Genomic DNA, 24,198 nt, shown 5'->3' on the forward strand with positions numbered 1-24,198 from the left:
TTTCCTCCCCCAGAAGCGGAAGAGGAATTAAGATGCAGGTCTGGCTGGTAACGGACCTAGAAGGCGGCAAAACCGTGACCTTTAGGGCCAAGTTTCACCGATTTTTAAGCCGTTTTACATCAGGTTAATCCCGGATCACTCGGTATCGGCCAGCTTGGCCTGCCAGCTCAGGAACCGCTGTGCGGCATTGCTGTCGCAATTGGCAGAAAGCACAGGTGCATCATGGTAACTGCGCTTTGGTGTCGGCAGATCGTCAAGGGTCCCACCCGACAGAACATGATTGACTGCGTTCGCGGCCACATCCGTTTCCCAATCCAATGTCCGGGGGGCAACATAAGCGCGGCCCGCTTGCGCGCGCTCGGCGGCCAAAGTGTCATCCTCCATCAATTGGCAAATTGCTTCGGCGATTGAGTCCGGTGTCTGATAGGCCAGAACGCCGGTGCCGGAGGCATAATCAAACAGGTTGTTGTACCGGTAAAGATCCACAGGCACGCAGCCTGCCGCCATCATCTCAAACGGAATCCGTGAGGGGTTTGTGGCAGAGATACACAGACCCACTCGGCTTTCGTTATAGATTTCGTTGAGCTTGGAGAGATCTGTGATCAACCCACGGTGATCGGCCTCAAAGGGGACTTCAACGTTCCGGTCAGAGCCGTACAGGACAATGTCTACTTCGGGCAGGCGCTGTTTCACACGGGCCAGCGCGGCAATGCAAATCTCCGGAGCGCGGCGCCATTTCTCAGGCTGATAAAGGAAAGCGACCTGTTTCTTGCGCGCGACTTCCTTGTACGGACTGCCGGATTTGTCCCCGATGGCGGCTTTCACCGGTCCGTAGATGCCATGATCAACCCCAAGGCCGCCTGCCGCAGCCGGTCTGCCAAATTGGGTTGCCATCATATGCGACAGCCAGTTGCCGATGCTGAGGTGATTTTGAGTCTGCGTGAAGGTGGTTTGCGCCCGCAGATAGCCGTCAGAGACCGGATTGAATTCGGCCTCGTGATCCTGAACGAAATAGAATGTGTGCGCAGTTTTGCCAAACGTCTTGCGAACATACGGGGCGCTGTAGGCGATCGTGGCAATGGCTACGTCCGGGGCAAGCGCAGCATTCCAACTCTTGTGATGGGTGAACCCCGCCCCTTCGGTGACGGTCTCCATCCAGCTGCTGGCTTGGTCATTGCCTTTAGCTTCTGACATAAGATGTACGTCTGCGCCCAGGTCGGCCAGCCGCCTGCCCATGTTGTAGATCGTCCGATGCCCGCCAGAACCCGCAAGGGGGGCAGGCGCTGCAATTGCGATTCTTGGCTGACTGCCGTGTTGGCTGCGCAGGTATCTGGGGGCGAATACCTTTGTGGGCAGGTGCAGCTTTGCCTCAATAGGCATGTCTTTCAGTGTCTTCTGGATACCATCAATCTGGATGAGTGCTTCGATCCAGCGCAGATCGTTGCCGGTCTCGGACAGCGCAGCGTGCATGTCCGCATTTTCGTGTTTGAAGCCCGCCTGCAAGCGGGCTTCTGAGCCTGACATATCGTCGAAACCGCCGGTGCCAAATGTCTCATTGTGGTCAAGCTCGGCAAAAGCCTTTGCGACTTCCTTGGGCGGGTTTGTCATGTAGCTGCGCACGATGCGCCGGGACAGCTGTTGCAGGTCATCGGCGACAAGACCGTGATCGCGGACATAGCGCGCAATGGCGGGCAGGCTGGCGAGTATCTTTGACTGGAACTCGGCAACAGGGCCGATGATCACTTTCTCCTCACCTTCGGAAATCTCTGTTACGGGCACACCATCTTCATAATCAATGACGGAGCCGCCGGGACTGTTGAACAAGAACTCAAGCGCGGAGTATTCGTTAACAGAGAAATCAAAACTGTGATTTCGATCAAAGAGATAGGCAGATTTTGTGGTATTTGCAGGCTGTTGGTTGATGAAGAAGTCCAGACCCAGGTAGCTGCCATGGACATCGCCACGTACCAGTTCGGACAAGCTGTCCTGAATGGTGCCGCGCCATCCGATGTCGACCATCAGCGTCTGGGCCTGCGCCTTGGTGCCCAGACCTTTTCCGGTCAGGTAGGTCTGCAGGCCCGCGCGTTTGTCCCAAAGCGCCTTGCGTACACTGTCAATGAACCCCTGATCCCGCATCAACCGCTGCACACGGGTGTCTTCCCACGGCAGGTCGATCGTCTCATCCATGTCGATGTTTTCGGCGGCTGCAAACGGCCGCCAATCGGCGGCATCAATGTTGAGAGAGGTTGCGAGCATACCCAGCGACTGCTGCGAATACTGGTTCCACAGACGCATCAGCTCTTTCATGGTGAAGGTCTTGAGCGACGGCCCGAAGGTGGAGCGGCGGCTGACGTGCAGTGTCTCCGCTTCCGGGTAATGTGCCAGCTCGAACACGTTCTCCTTGACCATCGCTTCATAGACAGCGCGGAAGAAAACACCCTCACGGGTACAGAAAAAGACCTTGTCGACCCCAAGCCGCAAGGCATCTTCGATGATGCGCATTCCGAAACCTGCAACAACAATGCCCATTGCCTTGATCGGCAAGGGCGTGTCGCCATCGGTTGCCGGCAGTTTGAGCAAACGCAGCAGCGCTTCCTGGTGCAGTCGGGTGTCGCCGTTGATATGGCTCCAGAACCGGTCGTGGTCGCGCGCGGCGGAACCGTCATGCCACAGATTGATATACTGTTCTGCGTCGATTCCGCGTTGCCGTGGCATTGTCACATCCGCATCTGCCCGGTCACCAACGTGGAACAGCGCGTCGGGCGTGCATTCCTCGCCCTCAAGTACGACATCGAACAGGGCGCCGTTGCGCTTGGGCAGCAGGTGATCGCAGGAGGCGTAGACTTCCTGCACCTGATCCAGCTTGTGATGCGTCAGCAATGCGCTGAGCGCGTCGGCATCGTGGTAAAAGTCCGACACGCAGATGACCCGGCCAACGTCCTTTGAAAGGAGCGCAGCGATTGTCGGATCGGGGTAAGAGGTTTCCTTCTCAACGACGAGATCCATCTCAACAAGTTCTTGGGGTGTGAAATGCCCCGTGAGCTGTACCATTTCGAGCCAGATCGCAGCCGCGTCGGCGAAACGGTACTCTCCCAACTCATTGGCTTGAAGGGCTTCGGCCATGCGGCGGGCCTGGAGGACATCAATCGGATGCAAGGCGGCAAGATGGGGCGAGGCGTGTCTTCCGCGCAGCCAGAGCATCCGCGCGGTGCGCAATTTCACTTCGTCCGGGTGGCAGCGGCGGCGCAGTAACGTATCCCAGATATCCAGCGACAGTGTTCGCCCCGCGATTTGCCCCTCCAGATGAGAGATAAAGGCGTGATCCGCGCCCGGGTCTTTGCCATAGAAGGCATCGGGCATGTCATTGGGAATGGGGAAAGGCAGGTCGTTTTGTGGCCTGCGCAGGTTGTAATGGTGGATGTTGTCGCCCAACCGGTTCAGCATCGCTTCGGTATGCTGCCAATTGAGGGGCCTGAAGAAATTGAGCAGCAGCAGCGGTCGTGTCAGAGCGTCGGGCCGGGCAAAGGTGGGATCACCGATGGGACGTCCCTCCTCCTGACCGTATTTCAGGTAGTGCAGATACGGGTTCACCTGCGCCGCGGCGACATCGGGGTTGGCGTCCAGATAAGAAGCTGATGAAAACGAACGGTTCGGGTTCAGGCCAAGAAACCCGCCAATGCGCAGGTAGTGTTCCGCCGGGGACAAGGTGCTGTGGCGCGCATGTGGATGTTGATAAAGATAGAAATCCTTTTCCAGATGGGCTGAGATCAACTTGATGTCTTCGTTCATTTTTCCTGCCGCATTGGTAAGAACAAGGTCGGCCTGTTTTGACCGACTATAAGGGTGTGATCAACTGTGATTAAGATGACCAGAGTGTTACCGCTTAAGCGGTTCTTGGCGGAAATTCCAATTTTCGTGTGATTATCGGCTCATTTGTAGGGAACTGTGTGCGGTTTGTCCCATGATGCTTGCGCAGGCGGTGCTGTTTGGCCATCACCGAGGCCAAATGCGTGAGGGACAATGACCAATAAAGACCAGCATGTTGCGATTTTGATGTGCACGCACAATGGCGCGGCACATCTTGAAGCGCAATTGCAGTCGTTTGCGATGCAAACACACAAGGATTGGTCGCTCTGGGTGAGTGATGATGGCTCCACCGATAAGACGCGCGCGATGATCGATGACTTCCGCGATGCGCATCCGGGCCACCGGGTGACGGTTGTGCCCGGGCCTTGCGAGGGCGCGGCGCAGAACTTCCTGTCACTGATCCACCGCACGCAGGTTCCGGCTGGATTGATTGCCCTCTCCGATCAGGATGATGTGTGGTTGCCGCATAAACTGGCAAGGGCGGTCAGCATTGTCGGTGATGGCGATGTGCCAATCGCCTACGGCGCACAGAGCATTGTTGGAAACGATGACCTGAGCACGCAGCGCGCCCCTAAAAACCGGTTATGGCCTGCGCATTTCGGCAACGCCTTGGTGCAGAATATCCTGAGCGGCCATACGCTCGTGCTCAACCATGCGGCCCACAAGATACTTCGCCGCGCAGGCAGGCCAAGGCAGATCGTGTTCCACGATTGGTGGATCTATCAAGTCATGGCCGGCCATGGTGTGGCCTGTATCGTCGATGACGCAGAGGTTGTGATTTACCGTCAGCATGCAGGCAATACACTTGGCGTCTCGCGTGGGCCGGGCGCGGCCGTCGCGCGCGCGAAAATGGTGATCAACGGCACCTTCGGGGCCTGGTCAGCGGCGCACCGGGAGGCCTTGTGGGATGGACGTGACGTGCTGAGCGCGGATGCCGTAGAGCTGTTGCGAGTCTTACAAGATGAGACCCGACCTGCCGGACCCGGCCGGGTTGCCGCATTGCACCGTCTTGGCGTCAGGCGGACGTCGCGGGCAGGGAATGCGCTGCTTGATCTCGCAGCGCTTCTGGGGCGGTTCTAGATTTCCAGCTTGATTGCCTTGCTCTTGGGGACAAGCGCATTGATCTGGCGCAGATGCTCCGGCAGGCAGACCGTGGCAAAGTCATAGTTCTTGACCACATGTTCGCGCGCATTTGGGCCGATATGCGCATAAGCATCCGGGTTGGCCAGAATGTCGATGATCTGATCAGCGAGCGCTTCTGGCTTGAAATAATCCACCAGCAGACCGTTTTTGCCGTGCTCGATCACCTCCCGCGTGGGCTCCAGATCAGAGCCGATGACGGTAGCGCCCATCGCCATCGCCTCAAGCATGGACCACGACAGGACAAAGGGCTGCGACATGTAGAGATGACATCGACCAACACGGATCAGGTCGCACAGCCCGTTGTAGGGAACACGGCCCAGAAAGTGCACGCGGTCCCAGTCAACCGTTTCGCCCAGCTCTTCCTCCATGATGCCGCGCAGGCCGCCCTGATGTTCGACCTCCTGACCATAGGAGCTTTCAGTACCGCCAACGACGATCACCCGCGCATTCGGGCGCTCCGACAACAGCTTTGGCAATGCGCGCATGACCACGTGAAATCCGCGGGCGCGCTCAAGGTTGCGGGCGACATAGGTGATGATTTCATCATCACGGGTCAGCGGTTCGGGCAGGCGGCCCAAAGTGACGCTCACCTTGGGGTTTGGCTTCAGTTTGTCGGTTCGGATGCCGTCATGGCAAACGTACATTTTGCTATGGAAGCTTTTTGGAAACCGATCCTGCTGCCATTTGGTTGGACTATGCCCCAGATCGACGGAATCAATGTTCATGTAGGGCAGCGCATTGCGGGCGCGGGCGAAGTAGGCGGCTTGAGGAGAGACGCGCTCTTCGGGATCAAAGCCGACAATGCCGCCGGTTGCGCGATAGAAATACTCAAAAAAGCCAATGATCGGCACATCGGGCCAGAGGTCCTTGAAGAACGTCAACTCTCCCCAGCCGGTGTGGCCAATGATGATGTCGGGCAGGAAACCTTCGTCTTCTTCGATCTTCTTGGCCGCCTCAACCACGGAGAAGCCATGCGCGACACCATCCTCATACGTTCGGGAGAGTTTGAACGATTCCTCCGTTGAGGTGTGGATCGGCTTGTAAATCCGGATGTTGATGCCCTTGATCTTGACGTCGTCCCGTTGGGTCAGGAAGTAGATCGTATGCTTGTTCTGGGCGATCAGGAATCCAAGAAGTTCCCGATACTGGCCCGGAATATTTTGGTGAACGAAGAGTATTTTCATGACGCCATCCTTTGCGCGGGGCAGGCCAAAGTGCAACCCCGATCCAGCTGCGGATAGCACAGCAGAGATGGACGAAATATGAAACGATCAGGGCATTTCTGCGGAGGGGGCCGACTGCCAGAGGGCGACGAAGAGCCAAAGCGCTGCCGCCCAGTCGGCCAGCGTGATGGCCAGATACCACCAATCCGGAACGGGACCGTTGCCATAAGACAAACCCAACGCAATTGAGCCGCCAATACCCATCACAAAAAAGCTGAGCCATGCAAGCCAACGCTTGCCCCGGTTCAGCCCTGCGGCAATCAGCAGATAGACCACGCCAAAGGGGATCAGCACCAGCGCCGCCGTGCTGAGACCGCCGACGGTGAAGGCGAAGAAATGCAGCGCGGCACTGATCAGCACAAAGACAGCGGCAAGACGGTAAGAAGCAGGAACAGTCATAGCGGGTTTCCTCAGGCGAAATCGATGTGGTTGTAGAACGGCATCTCACGCAGGCGGATACCCGTTGCTGCAAAAATCGCGTTGGACAAGGCGGGCGGGGCAGGGGGCACGCCGGGTTCGCCCGCGCCTTTGATGTCGGTGCCGTTTTCCAGTGCACGGGTTTCCACCACGGGACATTGGTTCATCCGCATTGCGTCGTGGACATAGAAGTTGTCCTGCTCCGCCATCCCGTCGGAATATGTAATCTCGGAATTCATCGCGTGGCCCAACCCCCAGATACAGCCGCCAGACAGCTGTGCATCAAGGTTGATAGGGTCGATGATCTGGCCCACGTCAGCCGCGACAAAAGCCCGGTCCAGCTTGATGCCGTCATCGGTCATCGTGACCTCGACCACTTGCGCGCAGGGTACGCCGAAGGATTCGACCATCGCCACACCGCGCCCGCGGCCCGTCGGCAGGGGACTGCCCCAGTTTGACATCTCTGCCACTGCTTCCAGCACCTTGCGGTGCACATCGTTGTTGATCAGCCGAAGGCGTTCTTCCATCGGGTCCGCACCGGCGGCATGGATCAATTCGTCCAGAAAACTCTCCGCAAAGAACCCAACCGATGACGCTCCAACAGACCGCCATGAGCTAACAGGTGCAAGCTCCGGCACCCGGTAGGCGCGCACACGCAGGTTGGGGATGTCGTAGGGCATGTTCCAAGCGCCTGCCGGGATTTGCAGGTCGGGGCCGGGCATCGGCGCGCCAAGCCGTGTCCCTTGCGAGCCAAGTACGGAAGGCGACGCAATGTCGAGCGCCCAGCTTTCCACCTTGCCGTCCTTCACCACGCCGGAAGAGCGCGAAATGCCAATGTGCCGGGGATAGTCCTGCGCGAAGTCCTCTTCGCGGCTGAAGGTCAGCTTCACGGGTGTCCCGCGCATCTGCACAGCGATCTCTGCGGCTACGGTGATGTTGTCGAATTCCAGCCGATGACCAAAACTGCCGCCGGTCATCTGGTTGTGAAACACCACATCTTCAGAGGCACAGCCCACGATTGCGGCGACTTTCATCTGTACAAACCGCGGCACCTGATGCCCCGCCCAGACCTCCGCCCCGTTGGCGTCTGCGCGCACAATCGCGCTGAGCGGTTCCAGTGGTTGATGGGCGACATAGGGTGCGCGGTACTCGGCTTCGATTGTTTCTGCGCCATCAAGGGCTGCGTCAACATCCCCGTCAGCACGCCATTCTGCGTCCAGCCGCCCAGCCACGAAACTCGCACTGACTTCGGCCCAATGGTCCTCCTGTTCTGCCGGGTAGGCCGCAGGTGCCCATTCGATGTCAAGCGCAAGCGCCCCCTGCATCGCGCGCCAGGTGTTGTCTGCGATGACCGCGAAACCATTCGTAACGGGCAACACATCTGTGACACCGCGCATCTCCTTCGCGGCGCTATCGTCATGGCGAGTCGCCGCGCTGCGCCGCGGAGAGAGGCGGACAGCAGCATGGACCATGCCGTCAAGTTGCAGATCGATGCCGTATATCTCTGTCCCGGTGCTTTTTGCGGAAATGTCGATGCGTTGGACGTCCTTTCCGATCAGCCGCCACTCAGACGGATCGCGCAGCGTGACATCTGCGACAGGTTCAATCCCCGCCGCCGCCGCAGCGAGCGAGGTGTAGGGCAGCGCAGTGCCATCGGGCAGGATCACCGTGCCATTTTCGGTTTTCAGGTCCGCGACGGCGACACCTGATTGCTGGCTTGCAGCAAGCTTCAACGTCTCGCGCGCAACCGCACCGGCGCTGCGCAGTTTCACATATTGGTCAGGCATCGAAGTAGAGCCGCCCGTGCCTTGCAGGCCGATCAGCTTGATCGCGCCACCGGCAATCCCGCGCACTGTTTCGGCAGCAAAGCTCTTGTCGAAGGATTGAAACGGCACGCCGTCCGCAGCAAAGCCGGTGTTATGATAGGCCGCACTGGGTTGCCCAAAAGACAGGGTGACCGCCGTCGGGTCGACGTCCAGTTCTTCCGCGATCAGCATCGCTTGGGCAGACTGCACGCCCTGACCGATGTCCGCATGTGGCACGATCAGCGTGATCTCTTGATCTGTGATTTTGATGTAGGGGTTAAATGCGACTTCATCTGGCCCCAACCCCTGCGCCAGCGGGTTGTCGTGGGGGCGGCTGACCGCATAGCTGCCGAATGCAACGCCTCCCATGACGGCAGCGGAGGAAATCAGAAAGGCGCGGCGGGTGATGGTTCTTGCGCGTCCCATGATCAGGCCCCCTGAATTTTCGTTGCGGCGGTTTTAATGGCGGCACGGATGCGGGGATATGTCCCGCAGCGGCAGAGATTGCCGCTCATCGCTTCGTCGATATCCGCGTCAGAGGGGGTAGGGTTGAGATCCAGCAGGGTCGCGGCTTGCATGATCTGCCCCGACTGGCAGTAGCCGCACTGGGCGACCTGATGATCGACCCATGCCTCCTGGAGCGCGTGCAGGGCATCCGGCGTGCCAAGACCTTCGATTGTGGTCACTTCGCTGCCTTCAAGCGCCTCGGCCGTGATCTGGCAGCTCCGAACTGCGATGCCGTCCATATGCACGGTACAGGCCCCACATTGAGCAATGCCACAGCCGTATTTTACGCCTGTGATCCCCAATTCGTCTCGAAGAACCCACAAAAGCGGCATGTCAGGCTCGACATCCACGGTGTGTTCTTGTCCATTCACAGTGAGTTTCATGCGGCCTCTCTCCGTTTGACACTTGGACACATATAATCGATATGTCTAATTTGACAAGAGCATTTAGTCGGTGAAGATGGGACGATGACGGATCGGGACCGGAAATTGATAGAAGCCGCGCGGCTTGTCTTTGCACGGTATGGCTTTGCAAAGACAACAATGGCGGACATTGCCCGCGAGGCCGGCGTGGCGCGGCAGACCTTGTACAACGCTTATGCCGGCAAGGACGAAGTGCTGCGCGCGGCAGTGCGTCTGTCGATTGCCGAAACCGATGCCGCAGTGACCGCCGCTTGGCGTGACTGCGACGGGCTTGACGCGCATCTTGAGGCGTTCTTCAGAATTGGACCGCTGGCATGGTACGACTTTGCGCAAACCTCTCCGGAAGCTGCGGAGATTTTGGAAGGCCTGCACAAAGTCGCGGCGGAGGAGTTGCAGCAGGCAGCGCAGGAATGGACAGCACGGTTTGAAGCCTTGCTGCTGGCAGAAGTCCCGGCGGGCCACCCGATTGTGGCCCGTGCGGCCGAATTGGCGGACTTTATCTACGCAGGCAGCATCAATGCCAAATACAGTGCCGGCAGCCGCAGCGTTCTCGAAAACCGGCTGGAGATGCTCAAGAGGTCAGTCTTGGCGTTGGTTACGAATACCCGGTAAGATCAACGCGCCAGGCGTGATCTGAGCAGCCCAAGCGCATTGTCAAAATGCGCCGGGTCTTCCTCTGCCCTTGCCCGCAGCTGCGCGCCTTCCAACATTGCCAGCGTGGCCGCGGCCTCTTGCGCGGGGTCATGGACCATTGCGATTGAGCGGTCCGATCCTCCCAAGTGATATGTCGCTGCTATCCATGCCAGCATCATCTGACGAAACCCGACGATTTCGCTGATCACTTCTGCGGGCAAGCTATTGCGGCTGGTGGAAAACGACACGCAAAGACACAGGCTCTGCCCGCCCTCCAATGCGGCGCGGTAACGATCGATGAGCGCCGCGAGACGCGCCCCGCCGGTCGCGCACTCTGCATCAATACTCTGGCACGCTTTCGCGAACGCCTGGGTGTAGCGTTTCATGATCGCGGCGGATAACGCAGCCTTGGTCGGAAAGTGGTGATGAATGCTGGCTTTGCGAATGCCAACCTCCTGCGCCAGATCCGCATAGCTGAACCCGTCAAACCCGCGCGTTCGGGCTGCCCGTTCGGCCGAGTCAAGAAGGGCTGTTTTGGTATCCTTTGCCATCTTCGACCTCTTTCAAGTTTTCAGGCTGTGCAGCGCATTTTCAGCGGCTTCCAAGGCACCTTCCAGATAACCGCCAAACTGTGGTGCGGCTTCAGTCCCGGCGAACAAAAGCCTGCCGTGCCAGATGCCTTGAAGCGCTGCGGGCAAGCGGTAGGATGGATGCGCGTAGAGTGGCGCATGATCCAGTGGCGTTGCTGTGTGCGGATCAAAAGCCCAGTCTTTGAGGATCAATTGCCGGGGCGCGGCTGCGGCATCCCCAAACAACCTGACCAGCTGCGCGACGATATGCTGGCGAAGGCGTGGCACATCCTTGCGACCCTCTGGCGGGACACCAAGGAAACCAAAAAGAGCGTATGGGCCGCCCATGGCAGGGGAGGCATCGTGGATTTCGACCATCGGCCCATGGCGGCTGGTCGCATCTCCCGAAAGCCGGGCGTCGCGCCAGAAGGGGGTGTCGTAGATCGCAATGGCCTTTGCGTGCCCGGCCATCCAAGTTGGAATGTCGCGCATGGCGTTTCGCATCGTCTCCGGCAGGGGGGGATCAAAGTGAAGAGTCGCAGCAATGCGGGGCGGCAGGGCGAGCACAACTTGCTTGGCTTCAAGGACGTCCCCGCTTTGCAGCGCTGCGGTTATGCCCTCTTCGGTCTTTTGAAGCGCTCTTACTGCCTTGCCCAGATGGATGCGCTGCGATGACAGACCCCCTGCCAGACGTGAGGTGAGTTTTTCCAATCCGCCTTCAAGCCGCAATGATCCCTGCATGGATGCAAATCCGCGCCCACGCTCGACACGCCCATCGGGCCCTTCGTACAAAAGATCCCCGCGTGCGTATTGCTCAAACGCGGCGAGCCGGTGATCTTTGATCAGCGCTGCAATGCGTGGCTGCCCCGGCCAAAACCAGGCAGGACCCATATCAAATGCGCCCTCGCCGCAATGTTCAGTCTTGATGCGGCCGCCAAACCGCGCGCGGGCTTCGACCAGCTGATAATCGCGCCCCTCGCGTTCCAGCATGTCTGCGAGGGTGAGGCCAGACAGACCACCGCCGACAATCAGCACGGACATCAGGTCGCGGGTGCCTTGGCATGGACAAGGTGACCGGTCTTCATCCAGACTTTTGCGCCGCCTTCTCCGGCAACGGATCGAAGCGATGCCCCATCGGGCAGTCGCAGCCAGGCGCCTTTGCTCAACGTCTCTCCACCTTCGGTCAGGCTCCCGCCGATGATGAGAAGTTGTCGGGGGATTGCGGACGTATGTGCCTTCCGGGAAATCCCCGTGTTCATCCTGAAAAACGCCGTCCAGAACGATGAATTCTTCCCCACCTGTGTGCGTATGGGCGGAAAAATGGCTCCCCGGCGCGTAGCGCACGATGGAGGTTGCGCGGGCAACTTCGTCCCCGATCCTGTCGAGCATCCGGCGGTCCACACCGGCCATGGGGGACGGGGTCCACGCCAGTTGTTCGGAGTGAACAACCACGCGGGCGTTGAAATCTGCGTTCAGTTCCATGTGGCGGGTCCTTTTGTTTTGGGTGTCCGACGGGATGCTGTTGATCCGGGACGTCCGGGCGAGGTCGGAGCTATTTCGCAAATCGCGATCATGATCTACCTACCACTAGGTAGAGATATGGAACAAGTATTATCTGACCTTGCGTCGAGGCCTTCACCGCACTGTGATGTGGCGGGAGCAAAGCCTGACAGAGCGGAGGCCTCAAATGTCGCAAGGCTGAAAGGCCTTGCGGGACTATTCGTCGGAACTGTCGTAAATGTCGAAGTCGATTGTCAGACCGCGCTCAGCCAGCCTTTGCAACGTCTCGTTCGACAGACTGATACCTTCATTGCCTTCTTCCATGAACAGGCCGCAGAAGACGTCTGCCCGGAAACGTGAGGTGAGGTCCTGCCAAATGCTCATGTCGTCGGTGAGCTGACCAAGTACCTCGGATATCTGAGCGTCAAGGTCGCCCGGTTCGCGCCGTTCTGCACTCAACCGCCAGCCGCCACTTCGGGCCGTTCGTTTGCTCCCTGTGGTCTTGCCGACAATCTCTTGTCCCTTCCTCTCAGAGTTGGTTGGCTGACGACCCAGGAGAAGGGTGAGTTCATCTGGGTCTAAGTCATCACCAAAGAACCGAAGGGAAGCGGCTGAGCCGCTCAATACAGCCATGAATTGCTTTCCTGAAAGTGTCTCGTCATCATCTGGGTATATTGTGAGAACTCATCCTTGTCAGCCTTCGGCGGTTCGTTCCTCGCGCCTGCGTTCATTATGTGCTTCCATCCTTGAAGGACGACCCGGCGGGCGACGGCCAGCTTGCGGCGTTCTTCCAGTCTCAGGTGAGAGGAGCAGGATCCCATGCAACACTCTGTTTTAATACGAAATTTTCATTTCGTTTTTGAATGTGCCGACTACAACGGTCAAATGAGGGTAAGACATGTTATGTAATGTAAATGACAAATGCCGGATCAACGCTCTGCCACGCTCTGCGCGTTCTGACCCAAAACTGTTGCGCGGACCCATTGGCGGCTGATAAGCGCGCAGGGTCATATTCTGTCAGGATAGAGAATGAAGATTGCAGTGGTTGGAATGGGCTATGTCGGCCTGTCGAATGCAGTTCTGCTGGCGCAGCACAACGATGTCACAGGTGTAGACCTGTCCGCAGAGCGGGTGCAGATGCTCAATGCCGGGCAAAGCCCTATCGTCGATCAGGAACTCAGCCGCTATCTGAATGACGTGCCATTGATGCTTTCAGCCACCACCGATGGGGCCGATGCGATGCGGGAAGCGGATTACGTCGTTGTTGCCACGCCGACGGACTATGATCCGGAGACGAACTATTTCGATGTGTCCAGTGTCGAGAATGTGGTTGCTGAGGCTTTGGCACTGTCTGCGACCAGCACGGTCATCATCAAGTCCACCATCCCGGTTGGGTTCATCGACCGTATCCGTGCGGAGCATGATACAAAGCGTGTGATTTTCAGCCCTGAATTCCTGCGCGAAGGTCAGGCGTTGGCGGATAACCTGCACCCAAGTCGGATCGTTGTCGGGGATCGGACCGAAGCGGCACAGATCTTTGCGGATATGCTGGTTGAAGGCGCGGTTGCGACCGATATTCCGGTGCTGTTGACCGGCCCCTCAGAAGCGGAAGCGATCAAGCTTTTCGCCAACACCTACCTTGCCATGCGCGTGGCCTATTTCAACGAACTCGACAGTTATGCGCTGGCTGGTGGCATGGACACACGTGAGATCATACGGGGGATTTGCCTCGATCCCCGGATCGGGGATCATTACAATAACCCATCGTTTGGGTATGGGGGCTACTGCCTGCCGAAGGACACAAAGCAACTTCTGGCGAACTACTCAGAAGTGCCGCAAAACCTGATCCGCGCGATTGTTGATGCAAACCGGACGCGAAAGGGCTTTCTGGCAGATCAGATCATCGCCCATGGCCCGCAGAAAGTCGGCATCTACCGGTTGGTCATGAAAACCGGGTCGGACAACTTCCGCCATTCCTCCATTCAGGGGATTATGAAGCGGATCAAGGCCAAGGGCATTGATGTTGTGGTTTATGAGCCCAGCCTCAAAGAGGATCGGTTCTACAATTCGGAAGTGATCCGCGATCTGGACGTGTTCAAGTCATCCTGTGACCTGATTGTCGCCAATCGGCATACGGATGAACTGGCTGATGTTCGGGACAAGGTCTTTACCCGCGATCTCTTCGGCTCGGGCTAGAAGAGGCCTGCCATCATCCGCGCGGCAAGCGAAATACCGCTTTTGACTCTGGTCATTGGTCATGAGATGGCTTGCTGCGCCTGTGAAAGCATGGTGGATTATGAGGCGGCAACAGGTGTTCTTAGGCCCAGTCCAGAGTGTACGTGACCAATAAGAAGGTGTGTAGAAAATGAGCGAACGAAGTAAGAGACTGGTACTGCACATCGGCTTTCACAAAACCGGAACGTCGGCCTTGCAGGAAGGGTTCTATGCCAATGCGGACAAGCTTGCCGCTGCGGGGCTGATCTATCCCAAACCGCTGTGCAAGTTTCAGTCGCATATCGAGCTTCCTGCGGCCCTTTTTCCAGATGAAGTGCCATGGGTAGAAGAGAAATATGACCTCGATGAAGTGTGTGGCCACTACGCGGACATGGTGGCCGATGCGCCGGAAGGGTCCACGCTGATCCTGTCGAGCGAGGAACTGTGCCGTATTGATCTGCGCGAAGAATTTCTGCGCGCTCTGCATGACCGTCTGGGCAATCTGCCGGATACCCGGACGCAGATCGTCGCGTATACACGCGATGCCGTGGCGTTCCTTGTTTCGCTCTATCATCACGAAATCAGGGTGCGGGTCTATCACAAGCACTTCAGCGACTTTGTGAATGGCCATCATATCGCGCTTGAGAATGTGCGTTTTGACCGACGGCTTGAAGGCTGGCGGGCAACTTTCGGGGCGGAAAATGTTCTGGTGCAGGACTACGATCAGGTTGTTCGGCAGCGCGGTCCCACCGGGATTACCGAAGATTTCCTGACCCTGATGGGGCACCCTGATCTCGACCTTGAGATTGAGGACAAATTCGTCAACACCGGTGTGCACCCCTGGCTGGTCTCAGCCTACAGCCAGCTTTACCTCGCCGGACTGCCCAAGCAAGACTACGACCCCATCCGCGATGAGATCATTCGCCTTGGTTTCAAGCTGCCGCGTGTCAATGCTGCTGAATACTACCTTGGTGAAGAAGGGGTTGCGGAACTGCGTGCGCGGATTGCCGATCACACGTCCATATAGCGCCCTGCGTGGTATCACCTACAGGCTGGAGAGGTCAGCTTCCCATGTGTCTGGCAGTCGGCCCAGCCGTTTCTTGACGTCCCTGTAAGCAGGCTCAAACGCCTCAACCAGCGTTTTGCGGTCGTCTGGATCGCATTCACGCATTTTCGCAGCTTTGCCCTTGGGAACCTTTGGCCCCAGCGCGGGGTCGAGATCCAGAAAGTCGCAAATGCGGTGATGATAGGTTTCCGCCTCTGGCCCATAGAGGTCTTCGAAGAAGCCCACATAGATGTCCTCGGCTGGAAACGCACTGTCGAGGGAGGACAACGTCCAGTCATATCGCGTGCGCTCGGCGAAGCCGGGTTTGTGCAACAGGTGCAGCGGACTTTCCACCTCCTGTGGCTTCAGCGTCAGCGGTGTCGCGTGGTGAGAGACCTGTGACAGAAAGCGGTCAACGGGGTTACGCAGGATAAACAGGATGCGCGGGCGGTCCAAGACCTGCGGGATGCGCGCGATGTCTTCGGCAGACATCGCGGCATAGGCCGGTGTGAACTCGCCGCAAATGGTTTTACCCGGCGGTGCGTCCATCAGCATTGCGCGGTATTTTGCGGGATCATGGCCAATGTCAAAACGATCAATGATGGAGCGGATTTCGTTCATCTCTGCGGTGATGTCTTTGTCCTCGGCCACGGCGGCTTCCAGAAACCGATGACGCAGCCGGATGTCGAGCGTTGCGCGCTTGCGCAGGCCACGGTCATTGCCCAGCAGATCAAAGAAATGCACTTCCTTGATCGGAGGAATGTAGACATGCGGATGATGGGCCAGATACCCCGCCAAGCGGGTTGTCCCGGCCTTTTGTGCGCCGATGCCAAGGAATGTGCGAAGCGAAGTCATAGGGTACTCAGGTTGCCTCGCGCACTATGCGCAGCGGCGCTTGCGGTGTTCAACCCTGGTTGGGGAAACTGACTTCGCAGCGGTGACCCGCGGGCAGGGCAAGGTCCGGATTGGGCATCACCACCTGCACGCCGAAGGTTCCGGAGGCCGCATCAAAGATGCGGTCGATGACTTTTATGCGCCCCTGAAAGGTGCCCTCAAGAGGGGCGCGCGGCGTGATTTCCACTGTCATATCAAGGTCTAGCTTGGTGAACATCTCAACCGGTAAAAACGCTTCGACATGCAGTGGATCCAGCTGGGCGATGGTCACGATCTCTGCATCCTGGTCGGTATATTCACCAGTAAAAAGCGCGCGTGACTGCACAACGCCGTCAATGGGGCTGGTAATGGTGCGCTGGCTCACAATCTCATTGGCACGTTTCAGCTCAAGCGTGGCGATGCGGTTGCGCATTTCCGCCATTGCAAGCTCTCCGCCCGCGACATCGACGGAAGCCTTGGCTTCCTCCAGCTCTTCTGCACTGGTGATATTGCGTTCCACCAGCGTGGCGACCCGCTCCATCCGGCTTTCGGCGAGCGCAAGGCGCGCGCGCTGCACCTCAACGTCCGATTGGCTCGCAGCGCGTTCTTTCATCAGATCCACGGTGGTTTGTTCGATACTGGTATCGAGGCGGGCAATCACCTGCCCTTTCTCCACCAGATCGCCCCGCCCGACGTTTACTTCGCTCAGCAGACCGCCAACCGGGGCGGATATATTGACGGTCACCGCCGGTGTGATCACGCAATCGAATGTCTGGGCGGTGGCAGAAAAAGCGCCAAACCCAAAGCAGGCAGCAAGAGCGGTTGTACGAAGCAAAGGCATCATTTTTCAAATCCCGAGAAGGCAAGGACGCGGTCCAATTGCCGGTCCATCTTGATAAGCTGTCGGCGTGCGCGGGCGTTCAATCCTTCCGCGCGTTTCTGACTGCGGCGGAAGGCGATCATGGCAAAGGGGCGGCCCAATATGCTGGGCAATTGTGCAAGCTGGCTGATCACCGGTGTCTTGATGGCTGTGACCAGAGGATCATCCAGCGATAGAATGGTTTCATAGGACCCCGGCTGACCCTGACGGGCCGTGCGCCCGATCAACTGTCGATCGATACGCGCGCTATCATGGCGTTCGGTCAGCATCACATGCAGACCACCCGCCTTGATTACTTCGTCTGGCACGTGGATATGGACGCCGCGCCCGGCCATATTGGTGGCCACGGTCACACGCCCCGGCTGCCCGGCATCCTTGATCACCTCCGCTTCCTCATCGGCGTTGACGGCATTCAGCACATCATGCTGAACACCGCGCTTGGTCAGATGGGCGCTGATCTTGTCCGATGCCCCAACCGTGCGGGTCCCGATCAAAACAGCCTGCCCATTGCTGCGCAGGGTGTTCACTCTGTCCGCAATCAGATCAAGTTTTGCCTCTTCCTTTCGGGTAATCCGCGTGCCGAGGTGGCGCATCTTGGTGGGCAAGCGCGTGGGCAGCCGCAGTGTTGGAATGCGGTACACTGCGCAGATCTCACGCTGCACTTCCTGCACAGTGCCCGACATGCCGGACAGGCGCATGTAGCGGCGAAAGAACTTCTGGTAGGTCGTGCGCGCGATGGCCAGCTTTCGACCCGTCAGCTCAAGGTCCTCCTTGAACTCCACCAGCTGGTGCAACCCATCGTTCCAGGACCGTTCCGGCATCAGACGCCCGGTGTATTCATCCACGATCACGATCTTGCCGTCCTGAATGACGTACTGATCGCCTTCCTCAAAGAAGGTGCGCGCGGTGATGGCCTGACTTACAGCATGCTCGCGCTGGATCTTGTTGTGCCACAGCGGCTCAAGGGGCTTGCAGAACTCCTCCAGCCGGTCCTTGCCAAAATCTGTCAGTTCAATGCGCTTCTCACTGGTGCGTTTCTTGTAGTGCAGATCCTCAAACATCTGATCCGCCAGATCATATGTGGTGCGCGCCCATGCCTCCTCCGCAGCAACGTCTGTTTCCTGTGACAGGATCAGTGGCGTGCGGGCTTCGTCGATCAACACGCTGTCGGCTTCATCCACCACAGCGAAATGCAGACCCCGCATCACGGGCGCGTCCGTATCATCCCCTTCCATCCGGCGCAGGCGCAGGCGGATGTCCCCTGTGCCCTGCCCGATCTTCACCTGATCGCGCAGGTAGTCGAATGCGATCTCCTTGTTGGAGCAATAGACGATGTCGCTCAGATAGGTCTCACGGCGTTCATCGGGCGTATGTTCGTGGTCAATGCTCCCAACGCTGAGGCCGAGCCAGTCAAAAAGCGGCTTCATCTCCTCCGCGTCGCGTTGCGCAAGGTAGTCATTCACGGTCACAACATGGGTGGGCAAGCGGGCAAGTCCGGCCACGGCGGCGGTCAGGGCGGCGGCGAGGCTCTTACCCTCCCCCGTTGCCATTTCAACCAGCTTGCCGCTGAGCATCGTGAGTGCTGCGAACAATTGTTCATCATGGGGGCGCAGGCCCAAAGTGCGGCGGCTGACCTCGCGCACAAGAGACACGGCTTCGCCCAAGGCCGGGCCGCTGAGTTGCGTGGTGATCAGCCGCGCGCGATTGGCGTCGATGGCCTCCCGCAGGTCCGCGTCGCTCATGGCCTTGATGTTTTCTTCGCGTCTGCACGCGCGGCGCAGGATCTGTTTCAGCCGCGCGCGGCGCAGCATCCCGATACGTCCTGTAAGGCGCCCGAATATCTGGTGCATCCGATGGTCGATGTCGCTGAGCCGTGCATCATCGCGGGTCGGATAGGCCCGAAGGGTGAAAGGGCGCGCGAAGCCCGTGGCCGCGCGCGCCCGTCCAAACAAAGGATGGGAGGATGATGCCTCAGGCATCGCTCTCCGCTGGTGCCTTCTTGCCTTTCTTGGCAGCTGGCTTCTCAGCCTCGGCCGTTTCTTCGTTGGCGCGGTCCGCGACCTGACCGAAGTGGCGCAGGGAGGCCAGGTGCAGGAAGGTGCACTCCAGCTCATCGGTGGACATCATCGCTGCAAGCGTGTCCTTGTCGATCGCCTTGAGCTTCTCCCGGTCCACAGTCATGAACCCGGTCAGGGAACGCTGCTCGCCCCCTGGCATGGTGAACTGTGCCTGCATCGGGCGCAGCAGATCCAGTTCAACAAGGCGCTTGCAATAGGTCGTGCTGCGGTTGAAGCGCGCCTGATAGTCTTGCAGGAACGCGAGCACATTCTTGAGGTACTGGGTCTGGTTGCCATCCGCATCGAACAGACGTTCGCCACGGTCATCCGTGTTCACGCCTTCAAAGCTTTCGTCGATGTGCAGCACCAGCTGGTCGCTGTCGGTCTGCTGGCTGAACACGAAGGGATAGCGGCGGATGAACGCAGGCACATAACGACCGGCCCAGGAGCCATCTGCGTTCACATATGCGTTCTTTTCGCCCGCAACGCCCAGGATCGCTGTCGGGATCACGTTCTCACCCTCGCCCGCGAAGACGACGGGATATTCTGCGGCAGCATCTGCAAATTCAGACGCGGTCAGAGGCACGGAATTGACCTTGCTTGCAAAAGCAAAGCTGGTGCCTGCCTTGACGCAGGTCTTCGCGTGTTTCTTGGAACTGACAGGTGCAGCGTTATCGTAGAAAAGCAGTTGGGTCGCCATAATATCCTCCTGTGCGCCCCCCGGGACGCAATCTTAAATAAATTCCGTACTCCTTTCGGGTATACGGTCGGCCAAATTCTGAGCATGTGTCGGGCCAAAAATCCACATTTATATGTCAAACTGCCTCAGAAAGACCTGTCTGGCCCGTCTATACACCCTTTTGGCGAGCGACATGGGTTCATGCGAGAAACGAACCATCGCGCGGTCGCCTATTGTTTCAAAAGAATGTGGCACACTTAACGCGAGGTCAAGGTGAAGGAATCGCCCAAAGGCCCGCTGACCGTTCGGATCAGAGGGGTCCAGAACAATGCTGCCGCCCCCTTCGGTTGCCAAGGCAAGGCTCGGCAGGACGGAGTCCAGCGCGGGTACTTCGCGCAGGATTTCCGCTTCAAGTGTCTCGTCGGGATTGGAGACAAAGCGAATGTCGATCCCGCGCGTTTCCCGGCGCACGATGTCGGTGTCATTTTCCGGTACAACAACCCGGATCACGGGTTCTGAAAAGGTGCTGACATAGCCCAGCAGCTGACCCTTGGTGACATATTGTCCTTCAAGATCAGTGGCATTGAAGAGTGCGACCCGCCCGTTTTGCTTTGCCGCAACGGTCAGCGCCCGCTGACGGTCGCGGGCAAGCTCCAGATCAGCCAGTGCGTGCTCCATTTCTTCTTCAGCGATCTTTGCACCTGCGGGATCATCCAGAGACAACGTAATCCGGCGCAACTGTATCTCTGCCAGCGTCGCTTCCAAAAGCCTGACCCGCGCGTCAAGCAGCGGGTCGTGAAGCTGGACCAGCGGCGTGTCCACGCTCACGTCCGCCCCCTGGTTCACGGCGACATGCTGCACAATCCCGTCTGTTTCTGCATGAACTGCACCGTCGCCGGGGACCCAGATCACCCCTTCGGACACGGTCGAGTAGGGCAGCGGCAGGAACACCAGCAGCCCCACAATGACCGAAAGGGTTACACCCAATACGCTCAGTGCCCTGCCCCGGCGTCGCCGCAGACGCGGGCTGGCGAGGAGAAACCAGATCTGTTTGACCAGCGGCACCACGAACATCAGCACCACGGACCAGACAGCCAGCAGGATACCGAGCGAGAAGAACTTGGCCGACACCAGCAGGATGATCGCAAAGGTGATGAACAGCCGATAGATGAATGCGGCGATGGAGTAGAAGAAGAACCAGACGGCCTCCCCTTTCGCGGTGGCGGGGTTCTTGGCGTCCTTGATGCCCAGAATGTAGCGCTGGATCAGGTAGCCGATGTATTCATTTGACCTGCGGCCGAGGTTCGGGATCTCAATGATGTCGCTCAGGACATAGTACCCGTCAAAGCGCAGCAACGGGTTGCCGTTGAACAGCAACGTCGACACGCCAGAGATCAGCATCACGTTGAAGGCAAAGGCGCTGACCAACCCTCCTTCGACATTCACCCAGACGATCATCGCAATCGCAGCCAGCGCAACTTCGACCAGAATGCCTGCACTCGCCACCAACGCCCTGAGCCATTTGTTGGGAAACGACAGGCTGTCGGAGGCGTCGACATAGGGCACGGGCATGAAGACAAGGAACATGATCCCGATTTCATGTACCTCCCCACCCCACCGGGTGATGGTATAGGCATGGCCAAGTTCATGTATTGCCTTGACCAGTGGATAGCAGATCAGCAGCAGGATGATGCTCTCGGTCGAAAGCACGCGGTCAATCAGGTTGTCGGTCAGGCCGTCCCAATTCAGCACGGCCAGCGTGGCTCCATAGCCAATCAGACACAGGTACAAAATGACCCCGACAATGGAGAAGAACGGCCGGACCAGCGGTTCGGTGATCTTCAAAAAGCCGTCGGGATCAATCAAGGGCACCCGCAAGGCGAGCGGGTTGAGGACGGATGTCACGCGCTTCTTGAACCGGCTGCTTTCGCCGCGGGTCACCATTTCCTCGATATCCGGGATGCTGTCGCTTTGCAGGATGTCAGAGCTGTGCAACTGGCCCAGCAGGCGGATGATCTCATCCTGCGACAGGCTGTCGTCGGTCATCTGGGCAGAGACGATCTGCCAGATATCTTCCATCGAATGCTCGCCATCCAGCAGGGACACAACGAAATAGGCACCGGGTGTGAAACGATGGAAGCGACCGGATGTTCGGTCTTGCAGCACGTACCACAGCTTGCCCCGATAGTGGCTGCGGAAGATACGTGCCTGCGCGCGCAGCTTTGGTTTCAGCGGGGCAACCCGGTACCAGGAGGCGGAGTAGAAACTGCCTGCCATGACCCTACGGGCTCCAGCGCCAGGCGACCATTTTCGCCCAATTCACCAACCGGCGCGTCCAGATGGAGACAATCAGACGCTCATCAATGGCAACCCGTCCGATGCCTTCCATGTTTGGACGCACCCAATCGGGTGCACTGTCCAATTCGGCTTCGACCCGGAAATAATTGCGCCCATCCCGTTGCATTGCCACCGGCGTGATGCCCTGCACGGTGAAGAACAGGGGGGTATCCGGGCTGGACGAGAGGCGCAACTGACCTTCGTGGCCCACGTCAAGCTGTGCAACGTCTGTCTCATCTACCTCCAACAAGACACGGAAACTGTCGAGCGGGGCAATCTTGAACAATTCCTGTCCGCGATTGACGGAAGTGCCGACAAGCTGGCTCAGATCACCGGAGACCAGAATGCCCTCAAACGGAGCCTTGATCAGTGTCCGGCTCAATTGTTCGTCCAACAGTGCAAGCTGTGCATCCGCTTGATCAATCTGGCTGCGGATGATGTTGGCTTCCGCCCGCTCACCAGTCGCCAGGGCGCGGTCAAACTCAATCAGGCGTTGGTTGCGCGCAGTGGTCCATCGCAGACGCTCAAGCCGCAGGTCACGGTCGTTCAGCGTGGCCAGCACGTCCTCTGCCCCGACCTGCGCCCCAGCCCGCACGGTTTCGGTCTGGATGTAGCCATCGAAGGGCGCCACGATGGTTCGCTGCACCGACCCTTCGACCCGCGATGGTGCGGATACGGTGAAGGTCCCTTCGGTTGTCGCACCCAGATAGATGACTGCCGCCAAACCAATGGTAATCAGCTTGCGCCAGAAATAGCGCGGACCCAGAAGGGCAACGATCTGGCGTCCGATGGTGTCGAATATCTTGGTGATCAACCAGCGGTCGTTCTTGCGCTGCTCGTTCAGGATTGGGGCGATAAGGCTGGCGATCACATCGCAAAGCTCCACTGTTTCCTGATCGAAGGGTTCATCAGCCGGACGTTCCATGGTTAGGGCACCAAACATCTCCCCCTCTGCACGCAGGGGCACCGTCAGAATGCTGCCGGCCATGTGCGCGTGATAGAGGTCCTTGTGCATACGCGTGATGCGGTAGTCCCAGGCCTCCGGGGCGGGGTAGAGGATCACGTCTTCCTGATCCAGCGCTTCGTCCATCGCAAGACCGATATCGCGCACCAGATTCATCCGACTGCCAAAGCCGGAGGTATGGCTGAGTGCTGCCACGCGGATGCGTTTACGTTTCAGGAACCCAAGGGCCACCTGCTCACACCCAAGGCGGCTGGCCAGTTCGGTCACCAGAGCAGAACAAGCATCCGAAAAGCGCCGTTGTTCAAGCGCGACAGCGACGAAATCCAAGGCCTTGAGTGTCCGTGCGTGTAGGGCTGAATCCTCGGCTCCCTGCTCCCGGCGTAGCAGGGCTTCAAGCCAGCCTGTGCCCCAGCGCAATTGGTGCAGGGCGTCAGCAGCCGCCATGCTGTTGGACCCCAGTGTGACCGCCACAGTGCCGTAGATCTTGTCCTCCAGCATCAAGGGCAGTGCCAGTGTGCCGCCGCTGCCGCCTTGCGCGGCACCGACAACGACGCTCTGCTTTTTGCTCAGCGCTTCATTGGCGGCCTGCATCAAGGCGTTGGAGACGTCATCGGTTCCGGGCCACGTGGCAACCGGTGTGAAGGGACCGACTTCCGGCTCTCCCAAGACGACCACGGCCGCGGTTGCCCCGGTGATATTGCGGCATTGCAGACCCAGCCAGGCGCGTACAAAACCTTCACCAGAACTGGCGTTCAGGAACTGCGCCCAAAGGGTATGCTCCAAAACAGCCACCCGTGGTTCAGAAGCCCGTTCCGTCTTGGCTGCCTTGGTGCTGACGATCCCTTTCTGCGGGGTGATCCGACTTTTGCGGGTGTCGCCATCCGCCTCACCATCCGGGTTCTGCCCGCCCTTTCGGACAGACATGAACGCGCCGGTTTCGGGCATATTTCGCGGTGTGTCCTGATCGGACATGGCGTTCCCTGACGTGGTGGCTGGTGCGGGCGGCGTAATTGCCGGCCATCATCGGGGATAGGAGAACACCATGACCTGATGCAAATCAAGC

The 24,198-nt window shown here is 58.6% G+C and carries 18 protein-coding genes and 1 pseudogene; 4 read left to right on the forward strand and 15 right to left on the reverse strand.

The window, feature by feature from the left end; genetic code table 11:
* Positions 1-135: 135 nt before the first annotated feature.
* Positions 136-3,789 carry a hypothetical protein gene (locus Q1A91_RS22505; RefSeq protein WP_299882881.1) on the reverse strand — a complete coding sequence of 1,218 codons (3,654 nt, stop codon included), beginning with the start codon at positions 3,787-3,789 and terminating at the stop codon, positions 136-138.
* A gap of 231 nt (positions 3,790-4,020) precedes the next feature.
* Here Q1A91_RS22505 and Q1A91_RS22510 point away from each other — a divergent pair, with 231 nt between their 5' ends.
* Positions 4,021-4,947 (forward strand): glycosyltransferase, encoded by a 927-nt coding sequence (locus Q1A91_RS22510; protein WP_299882883.1) that lies wholly within the window; start codon positions 4,021-4,023, stop codon positions 4,945-4,947.
* Here the strand turns inward: Q1A91_RS22510 and Q1A91_RS22515 are convergent.
* The 4 genes from Q1A91_RS22515 to Q1A91_RS22530 all read right to left on the reverse strand — a co-directional run bounded on the left by Q1A91_RS22515 (position 4,944) and on the right by Q1A91_RS22530 (position 9,345).
* Entirely contained in the window at positions 4,944-6,194 is a 1,251-nt protein-coding gene (locus Q1A91_RS22515; RefSeq protein ID WP_299882885.1) for a glycosyltransferase family 4 protein, read from the reverse strand. The genes Q1A91_RS22510 and Q1A91_RS22515 overlap by 4 nt on opposite strands.
* Positions 6,195-6,281: 87 nt before the next feature.
* Positions 6,282-6,632, reverse strand: a complete 351-nt coding sequence (locus Q1A91_RS22520) for a hypothetical protein (RefSeq protein WP_299882887.1) — start codon at positions 6,630-6,632, stop codon at positions 6,282-6,284.
* A gap of 11 nt (positions 6,633-6,643) precedes the next feature.
* Entirely contained in the window at positions 6,644-8,881 is a 2,238-nt protein-coding gene (locus Q1A91_RS22525; protein WP_299882888.1) for a molybdopterin cofactor-binding domain-containing protein, read from the reverse strand.
* Between the two features lie 2 nt (positions 8,882-8,883).
* Positions 8,884-9,345 carry a (2Fe-2S)-binding protein gene (locus tag Q1A91_RS22530; RefSeq protein WP_299882890.1) on the reverse strand — a complete coding sequence of 154 codons (462 nt, stop codon included), beginning with the start codon at positions 9,343-9,345 and terminating at the stop codon, positions 8,884-8,886.
* Between the two features lie 84 nt (positions 9,346-9,429).
* Between Q1A91_RS22530 and Q1A91_RS22535 the strand changes: the two genes are divergently transcribed.
* Positions 9,430-9,996 carry a TetR/AcrR family transcriptional regulator gene (locus Q1A91_RS22535; protein ID WP_299882892.1) on the forward strand — a complete coding sequence of 189 codons (567 nt, stop codon included), beginning with the start codon at positions 9,430-9,432 and terminating at the stop codon, positions 9,994-9,996.
* Between the two features lie 2 nt (positions 9,997-9,998).
* Here Q1A91_RS22535 and Q1A91_RS22540 read toward each other — a convergent pair whose 3' ends face one another.
* The 4 genes and pseudogenes from Q1A91_RS22540 to Q1A91_RS22555 all read right to left on the reverse strand — a co-directional run bounded on the left by Q1A91_RS22540 (position 9,999) and on the right by Q1A91_RS22555 (position 12,719).
* The gene (locus Q1A91_RS22540; protein ID WP_299882893.1) at positions 9,999-10,568 is read right to left on the reverse strand and encodes a TetR/AcrR family transcriptional regulator; all 570 of its coding nucleotides are present in this window, start codon (positions 10,566-10,568) and stop codon (positions 9,999-10,001) included.
* Positions 10,569-10,580: 12 nt separating this feature from the next.
* A complete protein-coding gene (locus tag Q1A91_RS22545; protein ID WP_299882895.1) occupies positions 10,581-11,627 on the reverse strand; it encodes an FAD-dependent oxidoreductase in 1,047 nt (348 codons plus the stop codon).
* Positions 11,627-12,068: pseudogene (locus tag Q1A91_RS22550) on the reverse strand (cupin domain-containing protein). Before Q1A91_RS22550 ends, Q1A91_RS22545 begins: the two are co-directional and overlap by 1 nt.
* Positions 12,069-12,302: 234 nt before the next feature.
* Positions 12,303-12,719, reverse strand: a complete 417-nt coding sequence (locus tag Q1A91_RS22555) for a DUF4279 domain-containing protein (protein ID WP_299882897.1) — start codon at positions 12,717-12,719, stop codon at positions 12,303-12,305.
* 396 nt (positions 12,720-13,115) lie between these two features.
* On the opposite strand from Q1A91_RS22555, the gene Q1A91_RS22560 reads away from it, so the two are divergent.
* Complete coding sequence (locus tag Q1A91_RS22560; RefSeq protein WP_299882899.1) at positions 13,116-14,282, forward strand: nucleotide sugar dehydrogenase; 1,167 nt, start codon at positions 13,116-13,118, stop codon at positions 14,280-14,282.
* Between the two features lie 169 nt (positions 14,283-14,451).
* Positions 14,452-15,327: a sulfotransferase domain-containing protein gene (locus Q1A91_RS22565; RefSeq protein ID WP_299882901.1), complete on the forward strand. Its 876-nt coding sequence runs from the start codon at positions 14,452-14,454 to the stop codon at positions 15,325-15,327.
* Between the two features lie 18 nt (positions 15,328-15,345).
* On the opposite strand, the gene Q1A91_RS22570 is transcribed toward Q1A91_RS22565, so the two are convergent.
* The 6 genes from Q1A91_RS22570 to Q1A91_RS22595 all read right to left on the reverse strand — a co-directional run bounded on the left by Q1A91_RS22570 (position 15,346) and on the right by Q1A91_RS22595 (position 24,107).
* Positions 15,346-16,200, reverse strand: a complete 855-nt coding sequence (locus tag Q1A91_RS22570; protein ID WP_299882902.1) for a sulfotransferase — start codon at positions 16,198-16,200, stop codon at positions 15,346-15,348.
* Between the two features lie 49 nt (positions 16,201-16,249).
* Entirely contained in the window at positions 16,250-17,053 is an 804-nt protein-coding gene (locus Q1A91_RS22575; RefSeq protein ID WP_299882903.1) for an efflux RND transporter periplasmic adaptor subunit, read from the reverse strand.
* A gap of 5 nt (positions 17,054-17,058) precedes the next feature.
* Positions 17,059-19,077 (reverse strand): translocase, encoded by a 2,019-nt coding sequence (locus Q1A91_RS22580; protein WP_299882905.1) that lies wholly within the window; start codon positions 19,075-19,077, stop codon positions 17,059-17,061.
* Positions 19,070-19,855 carry a SapC family protein gene (locus Q1A91_RS22585; protein ID WP_299882907.1) on the reverse strand — a complete coding sequence of 262 codons (786 nt, stop codon included), beginning with the start codon at positions 19,853-19,855 and terminating at the stop codon, positions 19,070-19,072. Before Q1A91_RS22585 ends, Q1A91_RS22580 begins: the two co-directional genes overlap by 8 nt.
* Positions 19,856-19,963: 108 nt before the next feature.
* Positions 19,964-22,111 (reverse strand): efflux RND transporter periplasmic adaptor subunit, encoded by a 2,148-nt coding sequence (locus tag Q1A91_RS22590; protein WP_299882909.1) that lies wholly within the window; start codon positions 22,109-22,111, stop codon positions 19,964-19,966.
* A gap of 4 nt (positions 22,112-22,115) precedes the next feature.
* On the reverse strand, positions 22,116-24,107 hold the full coding sequence (locus tag Q1A91_RS22595) for an HlyD family efflux transporter periplasmic adaptor subunit (protein WP_299882910.1): 1,992 nt from the start codon (positions 24,105-24,107) through the stop codon (positions 22,116-22,118).
* Positions 24,108-24,198: the final 91 nt, after the last annotated feature.

This window comes from uncultured Sulfitobacter sp. (assembly GCF_947500075.1).
Classification (GTDB): domain Bacteria; phylum Pseudomonadota; class Alphaproteobacteria; order Rhodobacterales; family Rhodobacteraceae; genus Sulfitobacter.